General features: G+C 43.2%; 24 protein-coding genes. 6 read left to right on the forward strand and 18 right to left on the reverse strand.

The features are described from left to right. Positions 1 to 53 precede the first annotated feature (53 nt). The 13 genes from ACWIB3_RS08730 to ACWIB3_RS08790 all read right to left on the reverse strand — a co-directional run bounded on the left by ACWIB3_RS08730 (position 54) and on the right by ACWIB3_RS08790 (position 11580). Positions 54 to 245 (reverse strand): hypothetical protein, encoded by a 192-nt coding sequence (locus ACWIB3_RS08730; RefSeq protein WP_313258231.1) that lies wholly within the window; start codon positions 243 to 245, stop codon positions 54 to 56. Between the two features lie 384 nt (positions 246 to 629). Next, positions 630 to 1418, reverse strand: coding sequence for a hypothetical protein (locus ACWIB3_RS08735; protein ID WP_313258233.1), 789 nt, complete (start codon positions 1416 to 1418; stop codon positions 630 to 632). Positions 1419 to 1429: 11 nt separating this feature from the next. Next, on the reverse strand, positions 1430 to 2236 hold the full coding sequence (gene traN / locus ACWIB3_RS08740; protein ID WP_313258235.1) for a conjugative transposon protein TraN: 807 nt from the start codon (positions 2234 to 2236) through the stop codon (positions 1430 to 1432). A gap of 35 nt (positions 2237 to 2271) precedes the next feature. Continuing rightward, a complete protein-coding gene (traM, locus tag ACWIB3_RS08745) occupies positions 2272 to 3504 on the reverse strand; it encodes a conjugative transposon protein TraM (RefSeq protein WP_313258236.1) in 1233 nt (410 codons plus the stop codon). A 383-nt stretch (positions 3505 to 3887) separates the two neighbouring features. Continuing rightward, positions 3888 to 4511: a conjugative transposon protein TraK gene (traK, locus tag ACWIB3_RS08750; protein WP_313258239.1), complete on the reverse strand. Its 624-nt coding sequence runs from the start codon at positions 4509 to 4511 to the stop codon at positions 3888 to 3890. Between the two features lie 69 nt (positions 4512 to 4580). Next, positions 4581 to 5783, reverse strand: coding sequence for a conjugative transposon protein TraJ (gene traJ, locus ACWIB3_RS08755; RefSeq protein WP_313258242.1), 1203 nt, complete (start codon positions 5781 to 5783; stop codon positions 4581 to 4583). Positions 5784 to 5791: 8 nt separating this feature from the next. Then, positions 5792 to 6427: a TerB family tellurite resistance protein gene (locus ACWIB3_RS08760; protein ID WP_454291384.1), complete on the reverse strand. Its 636-nt coding sequence runs from the start codon at positions 6425 to 6427 to the stop codon at positions 5792 to 5794. 5 nt (positions 6428 to 6432) lie between these two features. Next, entirely contained in the window at positions 6433 to 7071 is a 639-nt protein-coding gene (locus ACWIB3_RS08765; RefSeq protein ID WP_313258248.1) for a hypothetical protein, read from the reverse strand. Continuing rightward, a complete protein-coding gene (locus ACWIB3_RS08770; RefSeq protein WP_313258250.1) occupies positions 7068 to 7769 on the reverse strand; it encodes a conjugal transfer protein TraI in 702 nt (233 codons plus the stop codon). The genes ACWIB3_RS08765 and ACWIB3_RS08770 overlap by 4 nt, the downstream gene beginning before the upstream one ends. Positions 7770 to 7814: 45 nt before the next feature. Next, entirely contained in the window at positions 7815 to 10283 is a 2469-nt protein-coding gene (locus tag ACWIB3_RS08775; RefSeq protein WP_454291385.1) for a TraG family conjugative transposon ATPase, read from the reverse strand. Positions 10284 to 10330: 47 nt separating this feature from the next. Continuing rightward, positions 10331 to 10657, reverse strand: a complete 327-nt coding sequence (locus ACWIB3_RS08780; RefSeq protein ID WP_313258255.1) for a DUF4133 domain-containing protein — start codon at positions 10655 to 10657, stop codon at positions 10331 to 10333. 4 nt (positions 10658 to 10661) lie between these two features. Further along, positions 10662 to 10994: a DUF4134 domain-containing protein gene (locus ACWIB3_RS08785; protein WP_254529362.1), complete on the reverse strand. Its 333-nt coding sequence runs from the start codon at positions 10992 to 10994 to the stop codon at positions 10662 to 10664. 124 nt (positions 10995 to 11118) lie between these two features. After that, entirely contained in the window at positions 11119 to 11580 is a 462-nt protein-coding gene (locus ACWIB3_RS08790) for a hypothetical protein (protein WP_313258260.1), read from the reverse strand. Positions 11581 to 11929: 349 nt separating this feature from the next. Between ACWIB3_RS08790 and ACWIB3_RS08795 the strand changes: the two genes are divergently transcribed. Then, positions 11930 to 12400 carry a JAB domain-containing protein gene (locus tag ACWIB3_RS08795; RefSeq protein ID WP_454291386.1) on the forward strand — a complete coding sequence of 157 codons (471 nt, stop codon included), beginning with the start codon at positions 11930 to 11932 and terminating at the stop codon, positions 12398 to 12400. A 343-nt stretch (positions 12401 to 12743) separates the two neighbouring features. Here ACWIB3_RS08795 and ACWIB3_RS08800 read toward each other — a convergent pair whose 3' ends face one another. Together ACWIB3_RS08800 and ACWIB3_RS08805 are read right to left on the reverse strand one after the other, a co-directional pair. Further along, entirely contained in the window at positions 12744 to 13865 is a 1122-nt protein-coding gene (locus ACWIB3_RS08800; protein ID WP_454291387.1) for a hypothetical protein, read from the reverse strand. A 51-nt stretch (positions 13866 to 13916) separates the two neighbouring features. After that, positions 13917 to 14894, reverse strand: a complete 978-nt coding sequence (locus ACWIB3_RS08805) for a helix-turn-helix domain-containing protein (RefSeq protein WP_454291388.1) — start codon at positions 14892 to 14894, stop codon at positions 13917 to 13919. A gap of 209 nt (positions 14895 to 15103) precedes the next feature. Between ACWIB3_RS08805 and ACWIB3_RS08810 the strand changes: the two genes are divergently transcribed. From ACWIB3_RS08810 to ACWIB3_RS08825, 4 genes are all read left to right on the forward strand, one after another. After that, a complete protein-coding gene (locus ACWIB3_RS08810) occupies positions 15104 to 16045 on the forward strand; it encodes an AvrD family protein (protein ID WP_313258267.1) in 942 nt (313 codons plus the stop codon). Further along, entirely contained in the window at positions 16032 to 16769 is a 738-nt protein-coding gene (locus tag ACWIB3_RS08815) for an ATP/GTP-binding protein (RefSeq protein ID WP_454291389.1), read from the forward strand. Before ACWIB3_RS08810 ends, ACWIB3_RS08815 begins: the two co-directional genes overlap by 14 nt. Positions 16770 to 16808: 39 nt before the next feature. Further along, complete coding sequence (locus tag ACWIB3_RS08820) at positions 16809 to 17813, forward strand: helix-turn-helix transcriptional regulator (RefSeq protein WP_454291390.1); 1005 nt, start codon at positions 16809 to 16811, stop codon at positions 17811 to 17813. Positions 17814 to 18080: 267 nt separating this feature from the next. After that, positions 18081 to 18413, forward strand: a complete 333-nt coding sequence (locus ACWIB3_RS08825; protein ID WP_454291391.1) for a hypothetical protein — start codon at positions 18081 to 18083, stop codon at positions 18411 to 18413. Between the two features lie 57 nt (positions 18414 to 18470). On the opposite strand, the gene ACWIB3_RS08830 is transcribed toward ACWIB3_RS08825, so the two are convergent. Genes ACWIB3_RS08830 through ACWIB3_RS08840 form a run of 3 tightly spaced genes read right to left on the reverse strand, consistent with a single transcriptional unit; the run spans position 18471 to position 23694 of the window. Beyond that, positions 18471 to 19847: a RagB/SusD family nutrient uptake outer membrane protein gene (locus ACWIB3_RS08830; RefSeq protein ID WP_454291392.1), complete on the reverse strand. Its 1377-nt coding sequence runs from the start codon at positions 19845 to 19847 to the stop codon at positions 18471 to 18473. Further along, positions 19844 to 23032, reverse strand: coding sequence for a SusC/RagA family TonB-linked outer membrane protein (locus ACWIB3_RS08835; RefSeq protein WP_454291393.1), 3189 nt, complete (start codon positions 23030 to 23032; stop codon positions 19844 to 19846). Before ACWIB3_RS08835 ends, ACWIB3_RS08830 begins: the two co-directional genes overlap by 4 nt. Next, entirely contained in the window at positions 23029 to 23694 is a 666-nt protein-coding gene (locus ACWIB3_RS08840; protein ID WP_454291394.1) for a TlpA family protein disulfide reductase, read from the reverse strand. Before ACWIB3_RS08840 ends, ACWIB3_RS08835 begins: the two co-directional genes overlap by 4 nt. Before the next feature lie 946 nt (positions 23695 to 24640). Between ACWIB3_RS08840 and ACWIB3_RS08845 the strand changes: the two genes are divergently transcribed. Next, positions 24641 to 24904, forward strand: a complete 264-nt coding sequence (locus ACWIB3_RS08845) for a helix-turn-helix domain-containing protein (protein WP_454291395.1) — start codon at positions 24641 to 24643, stop codon at positions 24902 to 24904. Positions 24905 to 25363 lie beyond the last annotated feature (459 nt).

Raw genomic sequence — 25363 nt, forward strand, 5'->3', positions numbered from 1 at the left:
AATATTTACATAAAAATCGGAATAAATCCGATTTAAGCAAAATTATTTAACATTTATTTTCTTCGAGAGGGTCTTTTATATCCCCATACTCCAAAATCAGTTTCTAGGTACCTTCTCCGCACGTTCTGAAGGATGATTTCTGCCAATAGTTTAACGATCTTTTGGCGTTCTATATCCAAAGCCTCAGCAGACTGAGCCTTCCGGTCCATGTTCATTGGTGTTCCTTTCCCCTGTTCATTCATCATCTATCTCCTCATAAAAAATGCTGCCTTTTCATAATCGACAAGGCAGCACCATTTTTTAATTTCACATTATTTCAAAATCCCGTCTCTATTTTATATAGGCTTATACGACTCGGTTTATTTCGGTTGTATGAGGGTTCATAATGCAAGTAACCAAAATCATTCAAGTCGGATAAACACCCATAATAAGTACTTGATGCCCGAATTTTAGCCATCGGCATGATCTGCCGACAATAGGCCTGAATGTAGGCTGGCCGATCACATTCCATCCAATATATCCAAATGGCAGTATATATCGCAATATGGGTCGAACCGATGCGACCGTCGCTTACAATTCCGTTCATAAACTTGCTGATCAGCTCCAATTCATTTCCTGAATGCATGATATTATCCTAAGGATTGTTTTACTTTCCGCTTGGAAGGCTTTTCGGAGGATTCTCCCTCAGCTGCTGTTCCCTTTTTCACCTTCGCAGACTTTTTTTCTTCTTGTGCTTGTTCCTTTCGTTGATGTTGAGGTATGGATTGGCTAATTTTCTTATTATTGGTATCATAGATATTGATGGTTTTGTATTGCGGATTTGCCTCCACAAAGATCTTGATTGTCTCTTCACCTCGCAGCATGTTCGCAGATTGTAGGTTTCCCTTTTTCAGTGAATCAAGAAATTCATCTCGGTATTGCTGGTTCTTGAATGATTCAATACCGATCCCTTCCAATTCTTTGGATAGATCAAATCCGTAGTTGTCGTGATATTGATTCATTTTGTAATTCCCAAACGAGTCTGTCTGTCTAAAATCCAATTGCAGCCAAGCTTTATAGTCCTCCCCGTTTTGGTTGGTTAACTCTTTATAGACCGAACGGCCACTGAGCAGGTTATAGGCTTCCTTCATCGTGATGTTCTTTCCCTTATGGATATAGAATTGCTGGCTAAGTTCTTGGCTAGCGCCCTGCTTCTGAAGTTCCATTTTGTACGAATTGAAAAAATAGAAATCCGTTTCCTTGGATTTGCTGAAATTGAGACTTGCCTGCAGGTAATCCTCTTGGTATTGGGCATGAAAGTCTAATGTGAAAGCTGGCTTTCCTTGAGTCAGCGCTTCACGTAATTCATTTTCTAATCCTTCTCCGAAACCGGTGAACTTGACCTGTTCACGTAGGTATTCAAAATTTTTGCTGTTCATGATTGGTATATTTAATCGTTTATCCATTTCGCTTTCATCAAGTCTTTGTTTTTCAGCCGTATTTCAAAATTTCTTCCGCCCTCTTTCTCCTTGATTTCTATCAGCAGGTGTTTTTGATCGGCCAGCGTAAATTTGGGGAGCACATAGACGATTTTTTGTTTTGCAGAACCTGCCACGGATACGTTGTTTTTAGGTGTAGGGATCGGGCTGATTTCAAGTTCTTGGGATGCTGTCCTTTTGACCTGTTTATTATCCCGGACAAAGAACCTCAGGTTTTCCATGTCATAATCGATAGCCGATTTATTGCTGATCTGGAATACGAAATAAAACAGGTTATCTTGCACGAATAATCCCTGAAGCGCACATTCCATACCGAATGCTTTGCTACTTTTAATCAGCTTATCGGTAGGTAGCTGTTTTAATAATCTGATATTTGATTCCAAGCGCTCCTCATTGGCATCTGGCCCCGGAATCTGTCTGCTACTGATTTTAGGAACAACATACTCGAGCTCCTTTGGTGATTTTGCATAGCTTAATATAAAGCTGTGCAGACGTCCATCTCCGGTAATAACCGAGAGGTTTGTGGTGTCAAAATCGGCTATGGAAGATTTTACCTGCAGGATGTGTGCGACACCTTGGGCTTTCTGCACCAAAATATCCGGACTTCCGCGATCAACACCGACAATGGAAAAAGGAAAGACAATATTGGTGGTTTTGTTATGGCTTATGGCGAGTTTCGTCGGCTTCCTCTGCTGAGCCGCGGCATTCCAAGGATACCAGATCCCAAGGATTGCCAAGTACATAATGATGTTTTTCATGATCTATCTATTGATTAAATGTTGTTGACTCTTTATTATTTCTGCTTAAGCAAGACCCGATAACCATCCTTAATGGTCACCTTGATTAGCTTCGCTTTTCTGGCAAGCAGATCCTTTGCCGCATCGATTCCCACATCGATCGCCTTCCCACTCAGCGATTCATTCAATTCACTGAATCGCATGGCTTGTATCCCTTGATCTAAAGCGTTCTTGGCACCTTCGCGGGTGATGGATCCCGGAATATAGATGCCCGCAATCCCGTCCAAGTCAAAGAGCGCTAGTTCCACGGGCAATAAAGACTGATCCATACGAATTCCACTGATCTTGACCTGAAGTCGATCGCCTTGCAGGCCGACCACACCGAATAGCATGCTGCCTTTCCTTAGCTTTGAACCAGCAAGTTGAACATCCTCTCTCAAGCTTATCCTTATGGTGGATCCATTGACAACCGTTTGTTCTCCGTAGATTTCAGCCTGAATGGCATTTTCCTTTTGCAGCTGCATTTCCCCCGAATCACCCAGTCCAAAAAATCTCTCTACTTCACCTTCAACAATGGTATCCAGCATCAAACTTCGCGGCACAAGATCCCGTTCAGAAGTCACTCCATAAATAGCAGGTTGTAGTGCCAAGGCTTCTTCCTGCATTTCCTGCTGCAGGCGTTCGGGATGCTGAATCGTAATGATTTTCTCGAGCATGCTCGAAAGCTGAGCGAGCTCTGGGTCTTCCGTATTCCCCGTTTCCATCTTTTCCATCAATAGCTCAAGCCTTTCGACATCTGAAGAAATGGGAGAAGTTAAGGGCCTTGGTATGTTTTCGTATCGATTTTCCTGCAAGGGAGGTCTCTGTTGGTTCAGCTGGGCCTGAAGCGCAAGCAAGCTTTTTTCCAGCATTGCCGCTTGTTGAGAACCTTCATTTGCTGTCTCGAGGTTCATAAAAGCATCGTCTGTTGACGAGAATGCTCCGTCTTGAATGCTGTCGCCCGTCTGCTGGTTCCAATTCTGGTTCAGAGGAACAGATGTTATAGGTTGACCATCCTCAAGGAATACGCTATTTGCATAAAGATCCATTTTGTCCGCTTCTCCTTTACTGGAAACTTGTGCCTGTGGAATATCCAACAAGGCCCCATTTTTTAAGCTGTCTAAGGACTCCTTTTTATGTTGCCCAAGGTTTCCTATACTCCAAAATCCCATAGCGGCGACAGGAAGGATCAATAGTGGGGCGGCAAAAAGCAGCTGCTGCTTCCGCCGGCTCCATCGAAATTGTTTCATTTTATTCATGCGATTTATTTTGGTGTTTATTTTTACTTAAAAAGTCGTGGGAATTCTATGGGTAATAGCAGGGATCCATTTGTAAAGTATCGTGTTTTAGAATGATGGGCTGTATAGGAGGAGGAAAATTCAGCTGTGTGCTTCGATGCAGGTGAAATTCATGCGGCACGCGATATACTGCCGGAACCATTTCTATTAAACGTATTAGTAGATTGATGTGTACCAGCACCAGCACACTTGAGACCGTAATAAAGCAAAACACGGGATCTCGAGGCAACGCCACTGATCTCTTTTTTAGTGCGATTGCATGCCGATCTTTAAGAACCATATCCAACCTTTCCATCTTCCCCTCCTTCCAAGATTCTTACATTTTTAATATGGATTTATCGATTTCTTTGGGTGACTTCAATATCCTTGTTTTCCAGTGTCTTCCATTGTTCAATCAGTAGCCCATGCGGATTATGGTCCGATCGCTCGATTTCTCTTAGAGTCCCCTGCGTAATGAGCGAGCGAACGACGACTTGACTACTTCTGGTGATGGTTTGCTTACCAAAAAAGCGAAAATGCATCTCCAGTTGACGTCCAAAAAGCTGGATACTATCAACTGCGATCTTCTGGCTGACATTTCCCGAAACCAAGTTGGTATAATATCCGCTTTCCAAGAGGTCCGAGAAGACGCGGTGGGCACGCTGGTCCGCCAAGTACAGCGCCATTCGGATATTCTTACGGTTAGCCTGCTCGTCGGGTACCAAATTGAAGAACAGCTGGTGAAAATTTGCGATATGACTTTTTGCCTCGGCGTTAAAATTTTCTCCGCGATTGCTGGCGTAAGCCTCCATGGCTTTTCCCTGTGCAAGGACATAGATTCGGTCCTGCATGCCGCGTACTGACCTGAAACTCTGATACAGTGCGTAAAAGCTCAATATTAGGCTCCCTGATACTGCCAATAGACTGAAAAGACGTACTTGCTGAAATGCACGATCCAAGTTTCTTAATTTTCCAAACATATCTCCTCCTTTTAAATCCTAACCTTAATCAAGCACCTTACTTAGTTTTGGATAATTCTTACTCCTAGATTACTGCCCTTTCAATTTATTGTCCATATAGGAATCCCCCTTTCTTTCCTGGGGGAAATAAGGATCCGACTGGCTGCTTCCCGACAGATCTTGGGTCATTTTATTATGGGCTGAACCTAAGGCATCGATGACCATTCCCCCTGCAGCAGCGCCCCCACTGAGGACCACTTGACTGGATTTGGATATCAGGCTTCCAACTTTCTGACCCAGCACCGAACCACCTCCCGCATGCACGATATAGTTGGCTACCGAAGGCACGCTGAAATAACCCACGATACCGATGATCAGGAAAACCAAATACGCTAGGTCCGTCCGGCTAAAGAAGGTATCTCCTTGATCGGCGAGTTGTGAGAGGTCAAGCTTGAGCATATTTTCCTGGATTTTGCCCAGAATACCACCAAAGATATTGGCAACAGGAAGCCAAAGGAAGATATTGATGTATCTGGCGATCCAAACGGTCAGGGTATGCTGAAAGCCGTCAAACACGGCAATGCCGAATACCAAGGGTCCTAAAATGGATAGCACCACCAACTGAAAGGTTCGCAGCGTATTGATGCATAGTGCGGCGGCTTCAAACAGGATCTGCAGGACCTCGCTGAGCCATTCCTTGACTGAATTGCGGAAATTATAGGATGCTTTGGCCATGGCAAACTTGATATCATTGCCAATTTCATCCAGCATTCCCTCTGATGAAGGATCTTCACCGTGGGTATATTTATACCATTTATCACGATTTCCTTCTCCGGTATCCCCTACATACATTTGCCAAGAATCGGTTTGCCTGATGGCTTCTTCCTTTTTTTCAAGCAGCACTTCAATCGCTCGATTTGAATCTTTCACCATTGCCGAACTAGCCGATACGACCGGATTCATCACGCCATTGATCAGCGAAATGACCGATGGAAACAGGGCAATGCAGAAGCCGATGACAAATGGTCGAAGCAAGGGATAAAAATCCACCGGTTCCGCATTGGCAATATGCCGCCAGACCCTAGAACCGATATACCACGTCGCAGCAAATCCCGCAATCCCTTGGGCTACACCGATCAGTGTGCTGCAAAGGGGCATCATTTCCGCGTATAGCTGCTCCAAGACAGTATGCATACTCTGCATTTCCTGGGCAATTCCCTGCCCCTTGGATACCAAGGGAATCATAGAACCAAATAGAATCAAGCCCAAGTATACTAGTAAAGGTTTCATCATCCAGAATTTTAAGGTTGTTCAATTTGCTTTCGAATGGATCTTACATCATTCACTTCCTTCTTGCGCTGAAGCAGCAGCAATTTGGAATCATTGGAAAATTTTCTTAGAAAAATCGTCATCTCTTGCATTTCATCATGGATTCCATCGATCGCATGGAGCCGTTCGGAGTCGTTCATGCTGAGCGCTCGGTCGCTTAAGACCATCACCAGCTCCTCCAAGTTATTTAACGAGCGGTCTAACAGGCCTTGATAAATCTTTACCAGATAGCTCAGTTCCCCGTCTTGAAAAAGATTTTTCTTATTTAGTTGCCTGTTGAAAGTACGGCAAGTTTCGAGGATATTCAGCTGCATTTGAATGATGTCGGCAACTTTATGGTATCGTCTCACCGTTGGACTTACGCGAAGCAGTGCATCCAAAAAGGTTTTGTGTAGGTTGAAATTACCGGCACTCAAATCCTTAACAGTACGGTAGCCGCCTTGAAGGATGTTATAGCCCTGTTTCATTTGCTTGAAAATGGTTTTGAACTGCGCCAGCTTCTCCACATTGAGCAGTAGCTGAACCACCTCAGCGGATTGTGACCTAGCTGGCAGTGCCTGAACCAAGATCATCAATAATGCAAAAATTATCGGTTTTATCGCTTTCATTTTCTTTACTTTTGTTGATGAAGCCTTTGCATATCAGAAGATTGCTTCAGGTGCTTAATCCTATTATTTTCCAAGTAATTCATCGTTATCTCCACTTCCCGGATCATTAGGATATGCTCTTTCAAATGCTCATGAATTTGCTGCAAACGAATCAATCTTTGCTGATCTTCTAGGTCAAAGGATTCCTCCAGTAATTCCACAACCTGATCAAAACTCCTAAAGCTTTTCCTTAAGATACCTTCCAACAAAGATTGCATATATTGCTTTTCTACTTGGGAAAGTTCACTTCCTGTTAGGCGTTTGCTCAGCCGGCGATGCATAGCGACAATTTCCATCAGGATGGCCGTACTCTCAGCAATTTTTCCGAATCGACGTACAGCAGGTCGCACAAGGCCAAGGGATCTAAAAAAAGTCTTATGGAGCCTGAATTCATCTTGCTTCCATTCGGCTACGATGCCCATTCCAGTACGAAATACACGGTAACCTCTTGTCAAAAGATCCAGGTACATTTGGTTGGCAAGAATCTGGGTCAGCAGGTATTCTTGCTGGGTCTTCTTCTGCCGGATCCATTCTTTTAGCGTTTGCCCTTGAACTAGGCTTATGGTCAGCTGGATTGCACAAGCCAAGGCCATCCATTTTCTCATCGTTCTAAATTTTTATCAGGGATTCCATGGAGTTTTTTGATTCGCAGAACCTCTTTTAAGGATTTACTCCGTTGCAGGCTGAGCAAGCTATTCTGCCGGTTGAACTGTAAAAGGCTCTGGTAATTATCCTCGACTCGATCGCTTAGGACATTGATTAATTTCATGCGTTCACCATCACTCATCTGAAAAGAATAGGAACTCACCAAACTGGTAAGCTCCTCGACATTACTTAAGCTTTCCGCTAAGATGCCGGCATAGACTTTGGCCATATAGTCCAGTTCCTCTGCTGTAAAATATTCTTTCTTTTTAAGGTCGTTCCAAGTTCGCTGATAGATTCCTACCATAGCGACTTGCTTTTGAATAATCTCCTTCACCTGATTAAATTGGAGTAGGACCGACTTTACCTTCATGAGCGATTCATAATAGGATGCAAATGTTTCCTTTTGACGGAAGCTCCAGGCAGCAATCTCGTCCAAACGAGTTTTGGAGAGTAGATTTTCTATTGTTTTTTGTGTTTGTTGAAGCCAGATTGTTTTGTTCTGCAGCCGCTGAACTTTCAAATCCATGGCCTTGACTACTTTTTTTATCGCCGCCTTGATGACTTCTGAAAGGACCAATTGTGCACTGGCCGTTGGCCGGTTTGGCACAATATGCATGAACAAAAAAAGCAACATAATTACGATAAAATGCTTTTTCATAACCCTATATACCGATTAATTAAAGTTTATATACTGATCAGTTATTTACTGGATGATATCTTTAACCATAGCCTTTACAGCACTTTGAACATCCCCATGCTGAGCATCCATGTAACTTCGCAGGCGAAATTTTTCGCGTTCCTCGGTCGTGTAGACCAGATACTCCTCCTTCGACACTTCCGTACGGTAAACTTTGCTAATGACACCTGCAAGGCTAATAAAGACTTCCTTATATTTCAGATTAGGATCATTCGCTCGGTTCAGTGAGAGCACTTGTGCCTTTTCTTTTTCGGTCAGACCAAGGAGTTCTTGGATCTGATCAAATCTGTTTTGATATTTACTTTGGTCGAGCAAAATCTTGCAATCGCTATTGTTGATGATGGCTTGCTTGACCACAGGCGAAGAGATGATGTCATCAACTTCTTGGGTCACCACGACCGCCTCACCGAAATACTTTCTGACCGTCTTGAAAAGGTATTTGATATATTCAGCAAAACCTTCCTTCATCAGGGCTTTCCACGCTTCTTCGATCAGGATCATCTTACGCACACCTTTCATTTTTCGAAGCTTACTGATGAAAACTTCCATGATGATGATGGTAACAACGGGAAATAGAATCGGGTGGTCTTTAATGTTGTCCAGCTCAAAGACTATAAACCTTTCGTGGAGCATATCCAACTTGTCTTGGCCATTGAGAAGGTAGTCAAATTCACCTCCTGCATAGTAAGGACGCAGAACATAGAGAAAATTATCGATATCGAAATCCTGCCTCTTCACACGATCCCTAGCCACCGTTTGACGAAAAGTGCCATGGAGGTACTCAAAGAAACTGTCGAAAGAGGGGAAAATTCCGTCCTTTAGGGCAAGATATTCATAGAAACCGCTGATGGCGTTGGATAAGGCAACATATTCTGAACGGCGAAAAGCTTCGTCATCTTTTTTCCATAGCGCGAGCAGCAGTGTCTTAATACTTTCTTTTTTTTCGGTATCCAGCTGGTCCCCCTGTCCTAGGTAAAAAGGATTGAACCGGATTGGATTGTCTTCGGTATAGGTAAAGTAATAGCCTCCAACCAGCTCGCAAAGTCCTTGGTAGGAATGTCCAACGTCCACCAAAACCACATGGCAGCCTTGTTCAAAATAAGTTCGGACCATGTGGTTGGTAAAGAAGGATTTTCCACTTCCTGAAGGTCCCAAGATAAATTTATTCCGATTCGTACAGATCCCCATTTCCATAGGTTCATCACTGATGTCAACATGGAGTGGCTTTCCGCTAAGTCTGTCTCCAAGTCGGATACCAATAGGACTAATCGAACTTCGATAGCCTGTTTCCAGATTCAAAAAACAGCTGGCTTGGTTGGTAAAGGTATCGAAGCATTCGTTCATAGGAAAAGAACCTGCGTTTCCAGGTATCCCTGCCCAGAAAATTTGAGCTGCTCCTACCGTTTCTTCTTTGATCCGGCAGTCCATGCTCGCAAGGGAGGATGAAAGCAGTTGCTTTGCTTTTTTAAGTTGTTGTTCCTCTTCTGACCAGATCAGGATATTAAAATGCGCTTTGACAGCTTGATGCTGCAGCGCAAAAGCTTCGTTTAAAAAAGCATTGGTCGCATCCCTAGCAATAAGGTTCTGCCGACTGTAAGCTGCAAGGGATTGTAGACGCAAACGCTTTCCTTCCATTTTTTTTAAGGTCTGCTCGGCATCTTCCAAAAAGATATACTGGTTATACAGGTGATTGCAGGGAAGCAGTTGTCCCAAATGCGAAGCAAAACCCACGCTGAACTTGCTCCTGTCTGTGCTGTATTTATCGTAGTTCATGCGGCTTGCGCACAGCGATGGAAGGGATTCCGCATCACCGAGGGTATAACAGCCTACCTCTTTTCCGCCAATTCGAATGTCATTGCTTAGATCAATGTCACGTAGCAAGAGTGGATCGTTGCCTGACGAAAGTGTACAGTACCGTTCCAGCAGTCCTGCCTGGTTCAATGTACTCTCTAGCTCATCATGCCTCATATCTCGAATTCGGCAAAGTCCGGTTTCTTGAAGGATGTTCACGAATTGCTGGCAACATTCCCGAAAACGTTCCGCATAGTCATCCTCCAAAATGTTTCGTGGAACAAGATTAGGCTTGATCAGGTTCGAAAAAAGCGAATTGACAATTCGTTTAGGTTCGACACATTTGCTGAGTAGCAAAAAGCATCGATGGTCAAGAAATGGACGTTCATGGAAATGTCGGTCTGAAGATTGGCTCATAAAACTGTTAGGATCGGGTCGAAATTCTGCTCGAAAGACACTTTCTAGAAACCAATCCTGCTTATGCAGGATGCTGTGCTTGGGTAGCAGCCGCAAAGCACGCACCCAAGCTTGATGAAAATCCTCAAAATCCTGTTCGCTTGAGGTAAATATTTCTGGAAGCACCAGTTCATAGGCCAACGTCAGATCGCCCATTTTACTGACCAATGCATTACCTTCAATTTCCAATATTGGAAACAACGCTTCCATCGACCTCTCCTTTGCCATATCTGTATCTTATATTTTAGGGACTTACTTAAGTGATTTGATTACTATTATTTAAATCTTTCTTCCAAACGAAAGACGGATCTATTTCTGCTCCTTATAGCTTTAGGTAACTGTGACTTGGCGATTTTTTTCATCAGACCATACTGCCCATACTTCCGACTAAAGCGAAATATTTGGATAAAAAGAATGCATCCCAAGGTTATAATGATTGCCAAGCATAGCATACTTGGGACTCCCAGATAATAAAGCCCCGCAAACAGGAACAGCAACAGGAGTAATCCGATAGCCAGATACCAGATGTACTGCGCTTTGAGTCCTTTGAACTCTAGGGGTTGATTGATGCCCTTATTGATCGGGTAAACTGCACTTGCCATTTTCCTATACGTTGAAAAACGATTTGATGACCGTTGCTACCAACACTAAAAACACACAGCTTCCAAACCATGCCGCCGCGACCTTTCCCGTATCAGGATCTCCATTGTTCCATTTCTGGAATACCTTGACCGCTCCTATAAGTCCTAGTATAGCCCCTACGGCATACATCAACTTGGTGCCGGAATCAAAATAGCTCCTTACCTTCTCATTGGCTTCATTGATGCCTGCCAGGCCATCTTGGGCAAAAGCAATTTCATGAACCTGCAAGCAGGCAATAAAAATCAATTTGCACAATTGCTGCTTCCACCTCCTTGGATTCCCTTCAATTTTCTTCATCACTATGTGGGTTAAGTTTTACTTTTTTTGGTAAGCGGAATGTCCCGGTCAACAGGCAACCATTCTCCCTATTCTCCAATTGCCCCAACGCTGCTGGTGCTGTGAGGGGACATCCGCTATATTTTTATGCGATCGATTTCCAGATCCGATCCATCTGTTTTTGGCTAAGCTCCCCTTGCATATCCTTGGATTCCTGAAGAATCATTTCCTCAATGGAAGGCCTTAATTCCACTTGACATAATAAGGGATATTGCATAAGCAGGCCTAAGATGTTGATATGGAGATCTTCTGCACTACCCTCGATTCGCGATTGCTTAAAGATCGTTCTGAGTTTTTGGCAGAACCGGTCCAATTCCATTTCCACCTGAAAATCTTTGTCTTGATCCTCTTGGCTAGCTTCAGCTCGTTCATTCCTAGTATTTTGATAAGGTGTAAATTGCTGAGTTGAACCTTCGATTGCCTTGAGTTGCCCTTCGAAAAAACTCAAAAACCTCCTGCGGTAAAAAATGACCAGCAAAATCAAATAATAGAGCATGGTCGATGCCATAGCCAGCAAGATAAAGTGATTCCAGTTCAGTTCTTTCATGACGCTTTACGTATTGGTTATCATTCTAATAAACAGACACCTGTCCGTTGCTAAGATCAAAGTAAGCGGTTGATGCCTTGGCAAAAAAGAACAACTTTCTTCTTGTTCCTCTGCTGTTCCCTGTTCCCGTCCCAAATTGTTTCCAGAGCGATCATTTTATCATTTACTCCCTGGAAAGAATTCTGCCATGAAGTCCGGACTTCGGGTCGGTGGCGGAACAAAAAATTCCGGCATAAACGCTGTCCCAGCCAACTTCCCTTCCTTTATTCCGTTGCTTTTTGCCCTTGCTTCCCTTCATCCGCACCAGATGCCATAATTCATTCCATTCGTAAACTTAAAACTGAAAACTATGGAAACTCAACAAAATCAACAGGAATGGCAACAGGTTGCCGAAGTACGCATATCTTACCAAAACCCAGTTCGACCTTCCCAAAGACCAAAGCTCACATCTTCCAAAGAGGTTTATTCCCTACTGCTCACCTGCTGGAATGCAGAAAGGATAGAGTATGCAGAAGAATTTAAGATTCTATTGCTCAATACGGGAAATAGGGTGTTAGGAATCTATCAAGTTTCCGCAGGTGGTATTGATGCCACCCCAGTGGATGCCAAAGTGATATTTACCGTAGCCCTCAAGGCGAATGCCTCAGCTTTGATCCTGGTGCACAACCACCCCTCGGGAAACCTGGTTCCCAGTGACCCTGATATCCTGCTCACAAAGAAGATCGACCAGGCAGCACGCTTGCTGGACATCCGCGTACTTGACCATCTGATCATAACACCAGATGGTTATTATTCTTTCAAGGATTCCGGAAGGCTATAATTACGAGCTTATTCCACCTTATTGAGGCTTATAGGATAGGGTCCCATAAGCCTTTTTTTATGGAATTTGAAAATTCTCAACTTAAAAGCAAACCCGCTGTGCATGGATAAATAAGGCTAACTTTCAACTTAATGATAGTTCAGTTGATGGGTTATGTTGATTCCGCCAGTTTGAAAGTTAAGTTCTTTGATCCGCTCATTACTTCCCTTCTTCAGCAAGTTTAGGAATAGGAACCGATCTTAAGTTAGAACAGAGAACATTCAAATGGATAAATCGTTTGATTCGGTCCTTAAACGAGATGCAGTAAGTAATTAAGTAAGTAAGTTAGGGATAATAGCAGGTTTCAATAGCTCTGGATCTTTTCGATCATCTTTTCCAGCAGTCCAACAGCAACCTGTCGGTCCCTATCTTCTGGAGAGTACGCTTTGCTGCGGACCGCTCCATAGGAAAGATTTACCTTCCGGTCGGTGCTTAGGAATGGGATGATTTGCCGAAAGACCGCGTTCATGGATTTGGCTCCGACCAATCGGCTTTCATCCATGGCACGCAGGATGAGCGCAAGCTGGTCAGCAGAAAGGTTGCAGGTAATTTTCTCCATACCACTTTGCTTGGCCTTGACTCCATCCTGAAATGGAGGTCGAACCCCTTTTTTGTCTTCAGAGGACAAATACCTTTCGATAAACTGTTCCAACAACCCTATCATTCGGTTTTTTCTGACACCGTTCAACCTTGAGGTTTTCTTCAGTATCAGAAGGTATTTACCGAATGATTCCATAAAGGAAATCTGCTCACTGGGATCCGATTTTTCGATTCCCCTTTTAACCCTTTCGAGTAAACTGCTCAGGTACAGCCCATCCCGATAATCCAACAGGATCAGGTTCGCATCGACCCAGGTTAACGGAGGGTGATGGAAACTCTGAGGGACATGCTTCTTAAATCTATCCATAAAGACTCTCAGTTTTTTCAATACGCCATAGCTAGGATTCTGTTCCAACCGTTCACTGAGGACCTTTTTGAGCAAATCGATAGTATCTCCTGCATTGGTTGGAAGGGGCACCTGAGCGGGGTCAAAAGACTCGTCAAGCTCCCTTTGGAATGCCTTTACCATCCGTTTGCTCAAGGGATCATTTCCGTTCAAATGCTGGGAAAACCGTTCATCGATTTCCCCTAAAAATGTCTCCAATAGATTGACACATTCGAAAGGCCTGCCTTGTAAACCATCAGGTTCAATTTCCTTTGAAAGGTTCTTCAACATATAAAGGATTGTATTCCGTACTTTCCTGAATTCCCTTTCAAATTGGTATTCCTTTTTTCGTAAGAAGTACATTCGTTGGATTGATATTGCGGTTTGGGTCAGTAGTTCTGATAGAGATGTATCCACAAGTAAACCACCATTCGCACACATTGAAGCGGAATCGTACCATCCAACCAGTGCCATCAATTTTTCCGTTAAATCCTTTCCCATAATCACCGAACTGCATGAAAAATTTTTTCCAATCGACAATCATCCCTATGCTCAGGCCTGAGGAAGGTTCAATCGACCGGCCAGGTCATCAATACAGCCATCCAAATGGTTGAAGAAATGGATCCGCTCCTTTTCCGAAAGTTTGCTCAGGCAGCTGGACTTATTCAATACGCCACGGATCCAATCAATGGTTTCGGTAACGTACCTCATGTCCAAAGTAGCGATGCTATTGATGGTATAGAGCTTGACCGATACGGACTGCTCGCCATCAAATCGGCACAGCATCTGGCTTATGCCCAGGTTCACGGGCGATAGGTAGAGGTCAAAGTGCACACCCTCGTGTTTTTCCTGCCTTTTGGTCCATCTTTTTAGATTCGTTATGAGATGGCCGAGCTGCTCCAGTAGCAGGCCAATGCTATCCTGATTTCGAAAGCTACCGATGTCATAATGGTATTCCAGGAGTTCCAGGATTGGCCCGATCGTGCCCCTTGACCAGATTTCCCTGGATGGGATCCTGCAGTAGGTTTCATGTAGGTTTTTAAACACCGGTTCCAGGTGCTGCTTTTTGAGTTCATAAACAAAATCCTCATAACTGACCCCAAGGTTCAGCACTGCTTGGTTCCAGGAGTAGAGCTTAAAATAGGTTAGCTCGGCAAATTCCATAAAATGGAAGATTGGGACGTCGTCGGCACAGAAGATAATCTCCTTTTGCTCGCAAGAAACCATGTGCTGAAGTTGGAGAAGCATCTGGTGGATATATTTGGTATAGTTATAGCTATCCTGATGGTTGAGGCTCGTGTGCCTAAATACTACATTGTGCCGGTCACTAAGCAGATAACTGTCCAGCGAAATGCCATAATGGCGGCAGAGCATCCCTAGTTCACTGGCAGTGAGCTGCACATCACCACGCTCCCTGCGGTAAACCGCATCCCTGCCCAGGTGCAGCAGTTCGGAAAGTTCCTTTGACCAGGCGGCCGGATTGGAAATCCTTGAGCGAATTTCCTCAAATAACAATTTTTGAATATCCATAACTGGAAAATTTAGGTTCAAAAACTAGACGAATTCGCAAAATATAAATTAATAATTAAAATAACAATCATTTTGCTGCATTGGTTAATAATTATTTGAATCAGTTAAATAGTTGCAGAAACAGCGGATGTCACTGAACCTCTTACGGCATTCGCCAAAATTATCATTGTTCCCTGCCCTACTTTTAGCTAAAAGCAATACAGCTAACCATGAAACAGCCAATTGATAGCTTAGACAGCATATTGGGTCCTTCCCAGACCCGTTATTTTTCCTTTGGATTCAGCAGGTTCCAATTTCAGGTTTCCAATTTCAGCCTGGGTGGACAAAACAAGATCCGTGGGTCCTTTTTCGTTCATTATGATGGTCCGCAAAGGCCAAACCAACAGGCACTACACTTGGGAAGTATGGAATATGTTGCCATGGGATTATTTTTGGCAGAAGGCATACTCATCAAGCAGAAACGGCTGACCAGGCATGAAATTAATCGTTCCATCCTGCGGAACCTTACGCTCCAAATAAGAAAATCAATGGACATCACGAGCGGGATGACCGTTCCGTTTGAAATATCCATTGCTGAATCCCATCAGGATCTCAATTCGATCAACATTGGCTTGACAAGCCTGGAACTAAAGATCCAAAATGCCCAGGTGCGTATCGTTATCGACCATCCCGGCCCAACCCAAATCGATTTTCGGGATTTTGATCTTTGGCCTTTTGGAGAAGGTTCCCTCCACCGAGATCTCTACAGGCAGCGCAACCTCGAATTGGACCAAATCCACATGGACCTACAGACTGAATCCATTTCTGCCCAATTATCAGGACCGTTACCGTATCCTTCGGATGTATGGGGATTCAGTGCCTATGACAATCCCCTTAGCCCTTTGGACAGCGTTCGGATATCGGGACAGCTGATGCAGGTGCTGCTGTATTCCCTGCTGTCTAAAGATCGGATGGAATGTCCAAATATTTGGCTTCGGAGCATGGAAATCGACTTTAAGCGACCCTACCGATCCGATTGTTACCGCGTTGATCTGCAGTTCGACCACCGCCAGCAGACCATGCTGCGAGGGAAAGCTTGGCAGACCGTTTCGCTCATGAGCCAGATGGGCAACATGGATGCAAAATTTAAGATTTGCCATGAGATGCCCTGAACATAAGCCCCGGATCGTGATCAGCGGGACCTACTGCACTGGAAAGACCAGCCTCTCGCTCGCCCTTTCCCTAGCTACCGGGATTCCAACGACCCATGCCCCAACCATGCGTGAGATCCTTCCTTGGTTATTTCCGGGCACCTCGCTAAAGGATTGTTCCTATGCACAGTTGCTTCGTTTGGGGATGGAACGCTTTGAGCGGCGCGTGCATGCCGAAGCTGGATTGTCCACAGGCTTCATCAGCGACGGCTGTCCACTTCAGGAATGGCTCTATGGCAGCACCAGGCTGATCACCGGTGCTTATCCCGAGGAGAATAGTTGGACCATGCTGTGGAAGAAACTCAAGAACTATCGCCAATTTCGGGATTTTGAACTGTTGCTTGCTGGTTTTGAAAAGATGGCCAAGACTTATACCTTGAGCCATTATGATTTATTCTTCCATTTACCTGTGGAGTTCCCATTTGTCTTAGATGGCCACCGTCCGACATCGGAGCGTTTCCGAAGGGTTTCAGAGGAAAGGCTGTTGGCATGCTACAATGAGTTACAATTAGAAACTATTTCTTTAACTGGTGATTTGCTCGAACGCCTTGGAAAGGCTTTGGATCATTTAAATGTGCAGCCAAAAATTCCGATTGCCCAAGCAGTCTCCATTGTTAACGATATAAAATTGAAAAAATTTGATCAGGTTCAATTGGAGCGAAGAATATGGCCGATATCAAGATGACCACTACACAAAGCTCCTCAAAGAGGTATATAGAGTATCATGAAAAATAGCATTGCTTTTGAATTACGATTAACTGGTCAAGAATCGATTGAGATCCAATCAAATCAATTTGCCCAACAATCCATTTTAACATTTCTACCAAGCCCCTATATCGTTAAAAGGAGCGATGGCCTGGAGGTAGCGACAGCAAGCTTCTCCAAAAATCTGCTCTTAGTCGAACACCACCTTCTACGTGGGTCGGCTTCCCATCAATCCATAACCATTATTGCCAAAAGGCATACCTATGTCCTCATTATCTGTTTACAGGGGCAGGTAGCCTATTCTTCAGAAAAGGAAGCGGCATCCAATTTAAAACTTTTAGAGAGGGAGGCTATTTTCCTTTTTGCCAGGAAAGGAACTTATCTTGCTTTGCCCTTAAGATTTCCTGCAGAAGTTTTAACCATCAGTATACATCCCAAAATATTGCCTTTCATCTCTCCCAATCAGTTCCGCTCTACCGAATTCATGTTTCAACAGAAAAGTTTTCTTTTGACTTCCCTGGATCCTGTCGGATTCAAGACATCATTTTTGAATAAATTAAAAGGTTTGATTGGATCCTATACCCAGAGGACAGAGCTAAATGTCGATTTGATAAAACACGTTTCTGAAATTCTGCACATATATTTTAAGCAATTGGATACACAGACCAGGCCCAGCTTTTACCGATCAATTGTTGAATGTACCAATCAAATGATCCATGAAGATTTCCAGAAGAACGAAAGACCAAACCTGAACGACTTGGCAAAGAGGAATAGGATCAGTGTTTCCAGTCTGGAACTGGGGTTCAAGGAAATTACCGGCAAAACTGTTCGTAGGCATATAAAATCAGCCCTCCTTCACAGAATTTCAGAAATCCTGGTCCAGACCGACATTCCCCTGCTAGAGCTGTCAATCCTGTTTGGGTATGCAGACACCAATACCTTGAACAGGATCTTCAAGAGGACTTTTGGAACCACGATGGGATCCTACAGAAAACAGTATGGGGAATCTTCCTTTTCTAAATAAATCATATTTGGATTATTCCCCAAAAAGGTCTACCTGTCATAAGGCTTATACACATAATTTTAGGTTCCGAAACTAAAATTAGATTTATGAAATTTCCAAAATATTTCCCCAAAAAGTCCGCTACCTTCACGATAAGGGCCATTCCATGGTTCCAGGAACCAGAATGGCCTTGAAGATTAAACATATCCGTTAAAGATAAATTCATGAATCATGAAAATCCTAAATTTAAAATCCCTTCTAACTGCCTCCCTGCTGATCGTTGGCTCAGTGGCAGTGTCAATGTTCCTCAACTCCTTTGCTACAGAAAAGGTTCAGGACTTGGATAAACAAATACCAGCTACCTGGTATTTCCATGGAAATTCGACCGATTCCAGGCTCGATTCAACCAAATATTCCCTGAGCCCCGATCCCAACAAACCCTGCGAAGGTCAGCAACAGGAAGTATGTACCATATCCGCACCACCTAATACAGCGGGATATCCTGATATGAGCGCAATCGCCACGGGCTCCTCCAAAGTAAAAGATCGCATCAACGATGCCTTTGCTAGTACTCCCTCAACTAACGAAACCGTAACTGCTTTGAGAGAGAAGGTAGATTAAAGTAAGTAGGTGAATTAAACCTTAATCAAGGCAGGCTTAGGCCTGCCTTCTTTTATTTTATCGCTTGGTCTGCACCATCCCACTCTTTTCAATGACCTGAGGAGGGATATAATAGCAATACCTTGGATCCTCAGGCAACAATATGGTTTCCATAGGTTTGCTATCCTCACCAGGAAAGCTCCTTCTGATGGCTTTAGCAAACCTTGGATCCCGGTTTAACCGTCGTAAGTCCGTCCAGCGAATACCCCGAAAAGGCAGTTGCTTCCTCCTTTCGTCCAAAACAATCCGAAGTGCCTCCAGTTCGTTGCTGGCTGTTCGGGGAACAAAAGTAGTCCTGTCGAACCGATTGGCAAGCAGAATGTTGAGCATCTCCATGCCTTCATTTACTTTTCCTTCCCGAATAAGGCATTCAGCTGCAATCAGCACCATTTCATCTACTGCTATGCCGGCAAAGTAGCTCGCTGCGGATCCGTTATAGAAACCTTTAAATCGATATCTACCCGGAGTTCGGGCAACAAAAAATGCCGTCTTCCGTAGATCATCATCGCTATACATACCAAATAGATCCTGTGTGATCGTCAGCCTCGACGATGCCATCAAGGAACCAGATGCACTGCTTTTACCATGGTAAATGACCTCGTCATTCATGGGCATAAAGGGATAGACTGCAGAAAGGTCCATCGAATTGTAGTCCACCAATTTTGAATTTCGTTGCAGGGACTGTTGTGCGTTTTTAAGTGCATTCTCGTAATCACCGATTGACAACAGTACCCTGGCCAAGAGCGCATATGCCGATGATTTATTGGGTCTAGTTTTATAGTTTACCTCTTCCGGGAGCAATTGGATCGACTTGTTCAGGTCATCAATGATCTGCCCATATCCCTCTTTCACAGTTGCTCTGACCGACGGTTCATTGACATTTGAACTGAGGCGGAGTGGAATTCCGTAGGGGCTGTCCTGGTCTCCCACCAGATATGGTGGAGAATAGACCTGCAACAGTTGGAAGAACCGATAGCTTCGTATAAAAAGCGCATCGCCTTCCAATCGCTTCCTCAAGGATGGTTCCCCACCTTTCACCCTTTCCAGGGATTCAAGTGCAACATTGGCATATAGAATGGTTTCATAGGGAAATAACCAGTTTTCACCTGCTCCACCGTCCTCCGAAAATGGTTCTTCATCCCATCGGTATAACTCTTGATAATAGGCCGAACGGGTGCTGTAACTGGAGAAATCAATCTCAAAATCATCCGTACCCGATTCGATATTTCCAAGGTAATTTCCATTTACCCTGGATTCATAGTTCAATAGGGCGTTGATATCCTCCAAGCTTTCGGGGTGACTGTAGGAGGTTTCTGGCTTCAGGGCCAAGAAATCTTTACAGGATACCATGATTATGCATAGCCCCAATAATGCAATTATTTTAGTTTTCATCATTTCCTAGGTTTTAGATTCAATCCAATTGAATAGGTTCGCGGTGCCGGCATGTACAAATTCTCTGGATCCAATCCTGTGCTATTCTCCCTCCATAGCAATCCCACATTTCCCATATAGATGCTCACCGAAGCATCCAACGTCCTTCCCAATGGGATTGGAATGTTGAGGTTGATATCCTGGATTCGGATGAATCCACCTGGCTCCACATTTCTCTGGGAATACATATAAAAGAAGTCCCGATTGGAGTTCAATGGAATTTTTAAAGCCGGCACATCGGTTTTAGCTTCATCCCCCGGTTTCCGCCATCGATATTGTGCATCAGTATGGCCAGTCCATCCATTGACCAAGCTAGAATAGTTCACTGTATTTCTGGAAAAGTAATTCCCCCCCTTAAAGATGATATTGACATTCAGCGTGATTCCTCTATAAGAAAATGTATTCCGGAGGGAACCATGGAACCTCGGAATCCCCGATCCAAAATATTTCAGGTTCTGAAGGGAATCTGCGTTCAACTTGACGTAATCTTTGGAGGGTGCACCGTTCAACATGCCGACCGGGTCCCCTTCAGTGTCCAAACCAGAACTCCGCAACCCAAAAATTGGATACAGTCCCCACTCCTCGGTCGGGTAAAGGCTCAGGCCTCTCGCTGTAAGATAATCCCTGGATTCCCTATTCCCTCCAAAGTAGTCCGTCACCCTATCCTTTACCATGGAGAAATAGGCTTGTGTGTTCCATGAAAATTTCCGCTGGATGTTGAGGGTATTTATGCTCACATCGATGCCCTCTCCTTTCATATTGGCAACGTTTTTCATCATGCTGTTCATGCCCAAAGTGGGCTCCAAAAGATCTTGCGCAAGGATATCAGTCGATTTTTTATTGAAATATTCCAGGCTTCCCGAAATTCTTCGATTAAAAAGGCTATAGTCCAAGCCCAGGTTCATCATGCGCACGTCCTCCCATTTCAGGTCAACATAAGGAAGGCTGTACAAATATGCTTGGCGCTCCGGGTTCAGGGTATAATTCTTGATTTCAAGGATTACAGGCAGTGAGGTGCCCAATCCCCCGGAGTTTCCACTATGCCCCCAAGTAGCCCTTAACTTCAACTGATTGATAAACGGTACATTTTCCATGAACTTTTCTCGATGGACATTCCACGCTATTCCAGATGACCATAATGGGTTCCAGCGCCAATTCGTACCGATGCCAAAGGTGTTTGAAGCGTCTTTTCTCATCGAGAAATTCAAAAAATATTTATCCTTATAGCCGTAAGCTGCATTTCCGAAGAATGATGCCATCCGTGTATTCTTTGATGATAGTTCTCCGAACCTTGGGATTGTCGTATTTCCCAGAATCCCCTGGAAGGTATTGTAGTTCGTCAGGTAATCCACAAACTGATGGATCTTCATCGATTCATCGTAACCATAATACCGATAGGAATCTGACTCGCGGGGTTGATCGGATACCTCTCCACCGATCAGCGAGGTCAATCGATGGTGACTAAAAAAAGGCAGGTCAATATCTGCCTGGATTCTCCCACGCCTTTCGACCTGTGCTGATCTCCCTTCATCAAATATACCACCTTCGGGAATAGGCGTAAAAACCTTTCCATCGATCATCGAGGAATATGTATTCTGAAGGTTACGCACGTAATAGGAATTCCTGCCATAATGGTCCTGGTCGCTCTCAGATTGGATCGTATGTGCATATTTACCGCTCAGGGTCAAAAATGGGAACAGCTTATAACTGATACCCAAGTTCGCCCGCACTTGCATCGTTTGATGGTTTCTAGTAGACTCCCATATATTTTCCAGTGGATTATATGACCAGTCATATGGAAGCTGGTCGCTGAACTTTTCTAAATATTCATTTGAAAATTGCCTTTCCATAGGTATTGGCCTCCCCTCCCCATTGACCAAGGACGCATAAGGATATAGCGTGCTTCTTCCACCACCGGGACTTAACGGGTAGTTCAAGCCTTCCAGGCTCATCGTCGACTGCTGCCCATTCAATGCCAAAAGGTAATCAATCGATATGGCTTTCCCCGGTTTATACAATCCGGACCATACCAGTCCTTCGCGCGCATATTTATTGGTCACTGTACCCTGAAGGTCGCGATCATAGGTCAGGGAAATTCGGTTGTTAAAATCTTGGGTACCCCCTGTTGCAGACATATTGTATTTCTGCATGAAGGTATGGCGATAATAATGTTCCAATAGATCCTTTCGATAGTCCTGTCCCTCGAATGCTTCAGTTAATTCTGCTGATTCCATTTCGGAGATCTCCCCTTTCCTTACCTTGTCCTGCAATTCAACATATGGGCTCAGCATGGTTCGAGTCACAGAGGTTTCATTCAGCGATGCATCGTAGATACCCTGATCAAACAATTCCTTTTCAATTTCCATGAAAGCCTTTGAATCCAAGGTCGGAATATCGAGCAGACGCGGTTTTCCAATCATGACGTAATTAAGGCCACCCTCCACCTGAACCTTTCCTTCTTTCGATTTTCTAGTGGTTATCACGATCACACCATTTCCCGCTCTGGATCCCCAGATAGATGCGGCAGCGGCATCCTTAAGGACTGAGATAGATTCAATATCCTGCGGGTTGATTGCATTGATGTCTCCGGCATAAGGAAAGTTGTCCACGATCAATAAAGGAGCGATCATCGATTCAGTCAATGAATTGATACCACGGACATGAAATTTGTTATCTCCGCTTCGTTTATCGAACATCACCCCCGGGAGAAATCCTTCCATGTTCTGAAAGATATTGCTGCTAGGGCGTTGCGCAATTTCTTTCCTGCCCATTTGTTCGAAACTTCCTGTGGACCGTTCCCTTGAAATTTTCTGGTATCCCGTTTCGATAATATGCAATTCTTCAATACTGATGGTCCTTCGGTTCATGGTGACCCGCAGATATCTTTGATCGTCAGCCACATCAACATAGACCGTGTCATAATTTTGATGGGTAAACACAAGTTTGTCTTTTGCTTTCAAGTGTATCGAAAAATTCCCTTCATCATCTGTCCAGTAGCTTTTTTGATTTATCGGGCTGAAAATATTCACTGAAGGGATTCCTAAACCATCTTGCTGAACAACTTTACCTGAAATCGGCATCTGCGCAAATAGCTGATTCGCATAACCGCATAGGATTGCAATTATTAAGATTAAGTCCCTTGATTTCATAATCCCTTACCTCTATGGAATCGCATCTCTGCATCCCTGTTCAAAAAATTCCAATACGTAATAGTTTGCACCATACCTCCAGGCGTAATCCATACATAGGTGGGGAAAACTCGAACGGCAAATAGATTGGAAAGTTCCTTATCCAAGATAATGCTCCGAAAACCATGGGGGAAATATTCTTGGCGAAACCTATCTTCAAACGCGGTAATTTGGTTCAAACCGTCTTTGGTTTTGATTGGATTGACCATGATGACTTCAAGGTCTTCGGGATATTGTTCTTTGAAATAAGATATAGCCTTTTGATGAAAAATACAGTTTCCACACGATACAGACCAAAAGTCCAATACCAACACTTTGCCTTTAAATTCTTTAAGTGTGATAACCCGTGTTTTACCATCTTCATAGATCGTATGCTTTTGATCCCAAAAGTCGGTGGGTACTTTTTGTCCTACAATTACGGTTCTTGACGGGTTCCCAGAGCCAGCAGCAGCCTCCGGGTTCGGAGACTGCGCCAGAACTGATTTACTAAACAACAACATATGAAACAATAGTACTACCCCGCTTAAGAGACTTGTTGGGGCTTTTAGAAACAAAAATTCAGGATTATTAGCTTTTTTAGATTGGGTATTATTTCCTAATCTATATACATTTATATCTGTCATAATTTATTTGATTAAATCGGTTATTATTATGGATTAAAGCTTTTGGAGATTGTGGCAATAAGCCTGAAACCTATTAGGCTTCTTTTTCCGAAAAAAATAATTACCCTAGTTATTCATCCATCTAGCTTCATTATGAACAAAAAGAACCGACCTTCACTCCTTTTTAGGAACAAAAGATGACCACAATCATTTTGGGAAATTGGAAAAGAATAGTTAGATTTATTGTGTCAGAATAAAATAAAACTACCCGGCCAATTATTTCCTCACAATCATGCGTTGTCAGGTTATTGAAGGTCGGTCAGGAAAAGAAGATATGAGATTATAATCCGGCGGGCTATCTTTATCGCAGGGATTTTTTAATCTCGGGCATATTTTGGTTTGATGTTTTTGATAAAGGCATCAATGTCCTATGCTCTCCCTCTTCCTTAGTTTTTAATTTATTCGGGACTTGAAATAATGTTCTTTGTTTGTTGTTTACTGGAAAACCAGAGACCGCGATCCTTGATCGAGTTTGGGTGGTTTTGTTTGGTAGTTTTTAATCGTATCATAATCACTTTTGGTTTATGAAACGATGAAACTCAAGAAGCTTGGAGGAAGGCCAAATTGCTAATTAACCAATAGTGTGAACCATCCTGCTTCTTGCCCTGGCAACCGCTAAGTAACCATCAACAGATCTACACGAGACCCGTATCTTGAATGCAAGAAGACTTATAGACGGCTCACCCTACTGGTCATATATCGTAAAGATAGTATTTCCAGTAGAAAATGGCGAACCGTAGTCCTCTCGTATTCAATTTAGCGGTTTTCGGACGAGAGTAACATCGTTGTTGGCAGAGCTCTAGCTCTACTCTACGTGTCGCTTTTTCAATTAACTACACAAAAGTACAAATAAAACTTTTACTGGTCAACAAATCGACCACTTATTTTTTAATTTACTTGAAAACCAATGAATAAAAAGGAAGAGATTGATTCATATCTTCAGGAGTTAGCGAAATTTCTTAAAAACAGATTTTGCTCCCCATTTCAAATTAAAGGAATAGAAGTTAGCAGAAATGATTATGCCAAAAAAAGTGGAATATCACAGGGAACACTTTCAAGATTAAGCGAAGGAAATGGATATGATGTACCAATATCCACCATATATAGACTTTGCAGTTTTGAAAATGTTTCGGTAAAAGATTTTTTTACTGAATTTGAAGCTACTTTATAATAGCTATTATTCACCATTATCTGTAAAAATAATTCTTCCATGTTTTTTCGGTTCTAAATACAGAATATAATTATTAACTTCTAATATTAAAATACAGTAGCGGTAGAAATAGATTGTCGTCCTTAAATATTAAACAAGGTATACACAAACCTAAAAGTAAGGACAATATATTCTGCGAGGATATACTTTATCAATATATCGTTACCAGATGACACAAAAACAATCATTCCTCGTGAGCTAGAGGCAACATTAATCATAAATGTATTTGAAGGATTCGATGAAATTGTGTCCGTTAGACATTAAATGTTTTTTCAACTCTGACAGATTGTCCCGAAAAATAATTACCTTATTACTATAAGGTAATTATTGTTTTAATATATATGTAATTAACATTTTTGGTTAAAAAATTGACATTGAAAATCAATAAACAATAAAAATTAAATCAAATTATGCCAAAAG

The organism is Sphingobacterium sp. NPDC055431 (assembly GCF_053644255.1).

Coding starts and splice junctions, on each gene's coding strand:
- ACWIB3_RS08730 (WP_313258231.1), bottom strand. CDS start 245: ATGATGAATGAACAGGGGAAAGGAACACCAATGAACATGGACCGGAAG.
- ACWIB3_RS08735 (WP_313258233.1), bottom strand. CDS start 1,418: ATGAACAGCAAAAATTTTGAATACCTACGTGAACAGGTCAAGTTCACC.
- traN (WP_313258235.1), bottom strand. CDS start 2,236: ATGAAAAACATCATTATGTACTTGGCAATCCTTGGGATCTGGTATCCT.
- traM (WP_313258236.1), bottom strand. CDS start 3,504: ATGAAACAATTTCGATGGAGCCGGCGGAAGCAGCAGCTGCTTTTTGCC.
- traK (WP_313258239.1), bottom strand. CDS start 4,511: ATGTTTGGAAAATTAAGAAACTTGGATCGTGCATTTCAGCAAGTACGT.
- traJ (WP_313258242.1), bottom strand. CDS start 5,783: ATGATGAAACCTTTACTAGTATACTTGGGCTTGATTCTATTTGGTTCT.
- ACWIB3_RS08760 (WP_454291384.1), bottom strand. CDS start 6,427: ATGAAAGCGATAAAACCGATAATTTTTGCATTATTGATGATCTTGGTT.
- ACWIB3_RS08765 (WP_313258248.1), bottom strand. CDS start 7,071: ATGAGAAAATGGATGGCCTTGGCTTGTGCAATCCAGCTGACCATAAGC.
- ACWIB3_RS08770 (WP_313258250.1), bottom strand. CDS start 7,769: ATGAAAAAGCATTTTATCGTAATTATGTTGCTTTTTTTGTTCATGCAT.
- ACWIB3_RS08775 (WP_454291385.1), bottom strand. CDS start 10,283: ATGGCAAAGGAGAGGTCGATGGAAGCGTTGTTTCCAATATTGGAAATT.
- ACWIB3_RS08780 (WP_313258255.1), bottom strand. CDS start 10,657: ATGGCAAGTGCAGTTTACCCGATCAATAAGGGCATCAATCAACCCCTA.
- ACWIB3_RS08785 (WP_254529362.1), bottom strand. CDS start 10,994: ATGAAGAAAATTGAAGGGAATCCAAGGAGGTGGAAGCAGCAATTGTGC.
- ACWIB3_RS08790 (WP_313258260.1), bottom strand. CDS start 11,580: ATGAAAGAACTGAACTGGAATCACTTTATCTTGCTGGCTATGGCATCG.
- ACWIB3_RS08795 (WP_454291386.1), top strand. CDS start 11,930: ATGGAAACTCAACAAAATCAACAGGAATGGCAACAGGTTGCCGAAGTA.
- ACWIB3_RS08800 (WP_454291387.1), bottom strand. CDS start 13,865: ATGGGAAAGGATTTAACGGAAAAATTGATGGCACTGGTTGGATGGTAC.
- ACWIB3_RS08805 (WP_454291388.1), bottom strand. CDS start 14,894: ATGGATATTCAAAAATTGTTATTTGAGGAAATTCGCTCAAGGATTTCC.
- ACWIB3_RS08810 (WP_313258267.1), top strand. CDS start 15,104: ATGAAACAGCCAATTGATAGCTTAGACAGCATATTGGGTCCTTCCCAG.
- ACWIB3_RS08815 (WP_454291389.1), top strand. CDS start 16,032: ATGAGATGCCCTGAACATAAGCCCCGGATCGTGATCAGCGGGACCTAC.
- ACWIB3_RS08820 (WP_454291390.1), top strand. CDS start 16,809: ATGAAAAATAGCATTGCTTTTGAATTACGATTAACTGGTCAAGAATCG.
- ACWIB3_RS08830 (WP_454291392.1), bottom strand. CDS start 19,847: ATGATGAAAACTAAAATAATTGCATTATTGGGGCTATGCATAATCATG.
- ACWIB3_RS08835 (WP_454291393.1), bottom strand. CDS start 23,032: ATGAAATCAAGGGACTTAATCTTAATAATTGCAATCCTATGCGGTTAT.
- ACWIB3_RS08840 (WP_454291394.1), bottom strand. CDS start 23,694: ATGACAGATATAAATGTATATAGATTAGGAAATAATACCCAATCTAAA.
- ACWIB3_RS08845 (WP_454291395.1), top strand. CDS start 24,641: ATGAATAAAAAGGAAGAGATTGATTCATATCTTCAGGAGTTAGCGAAA.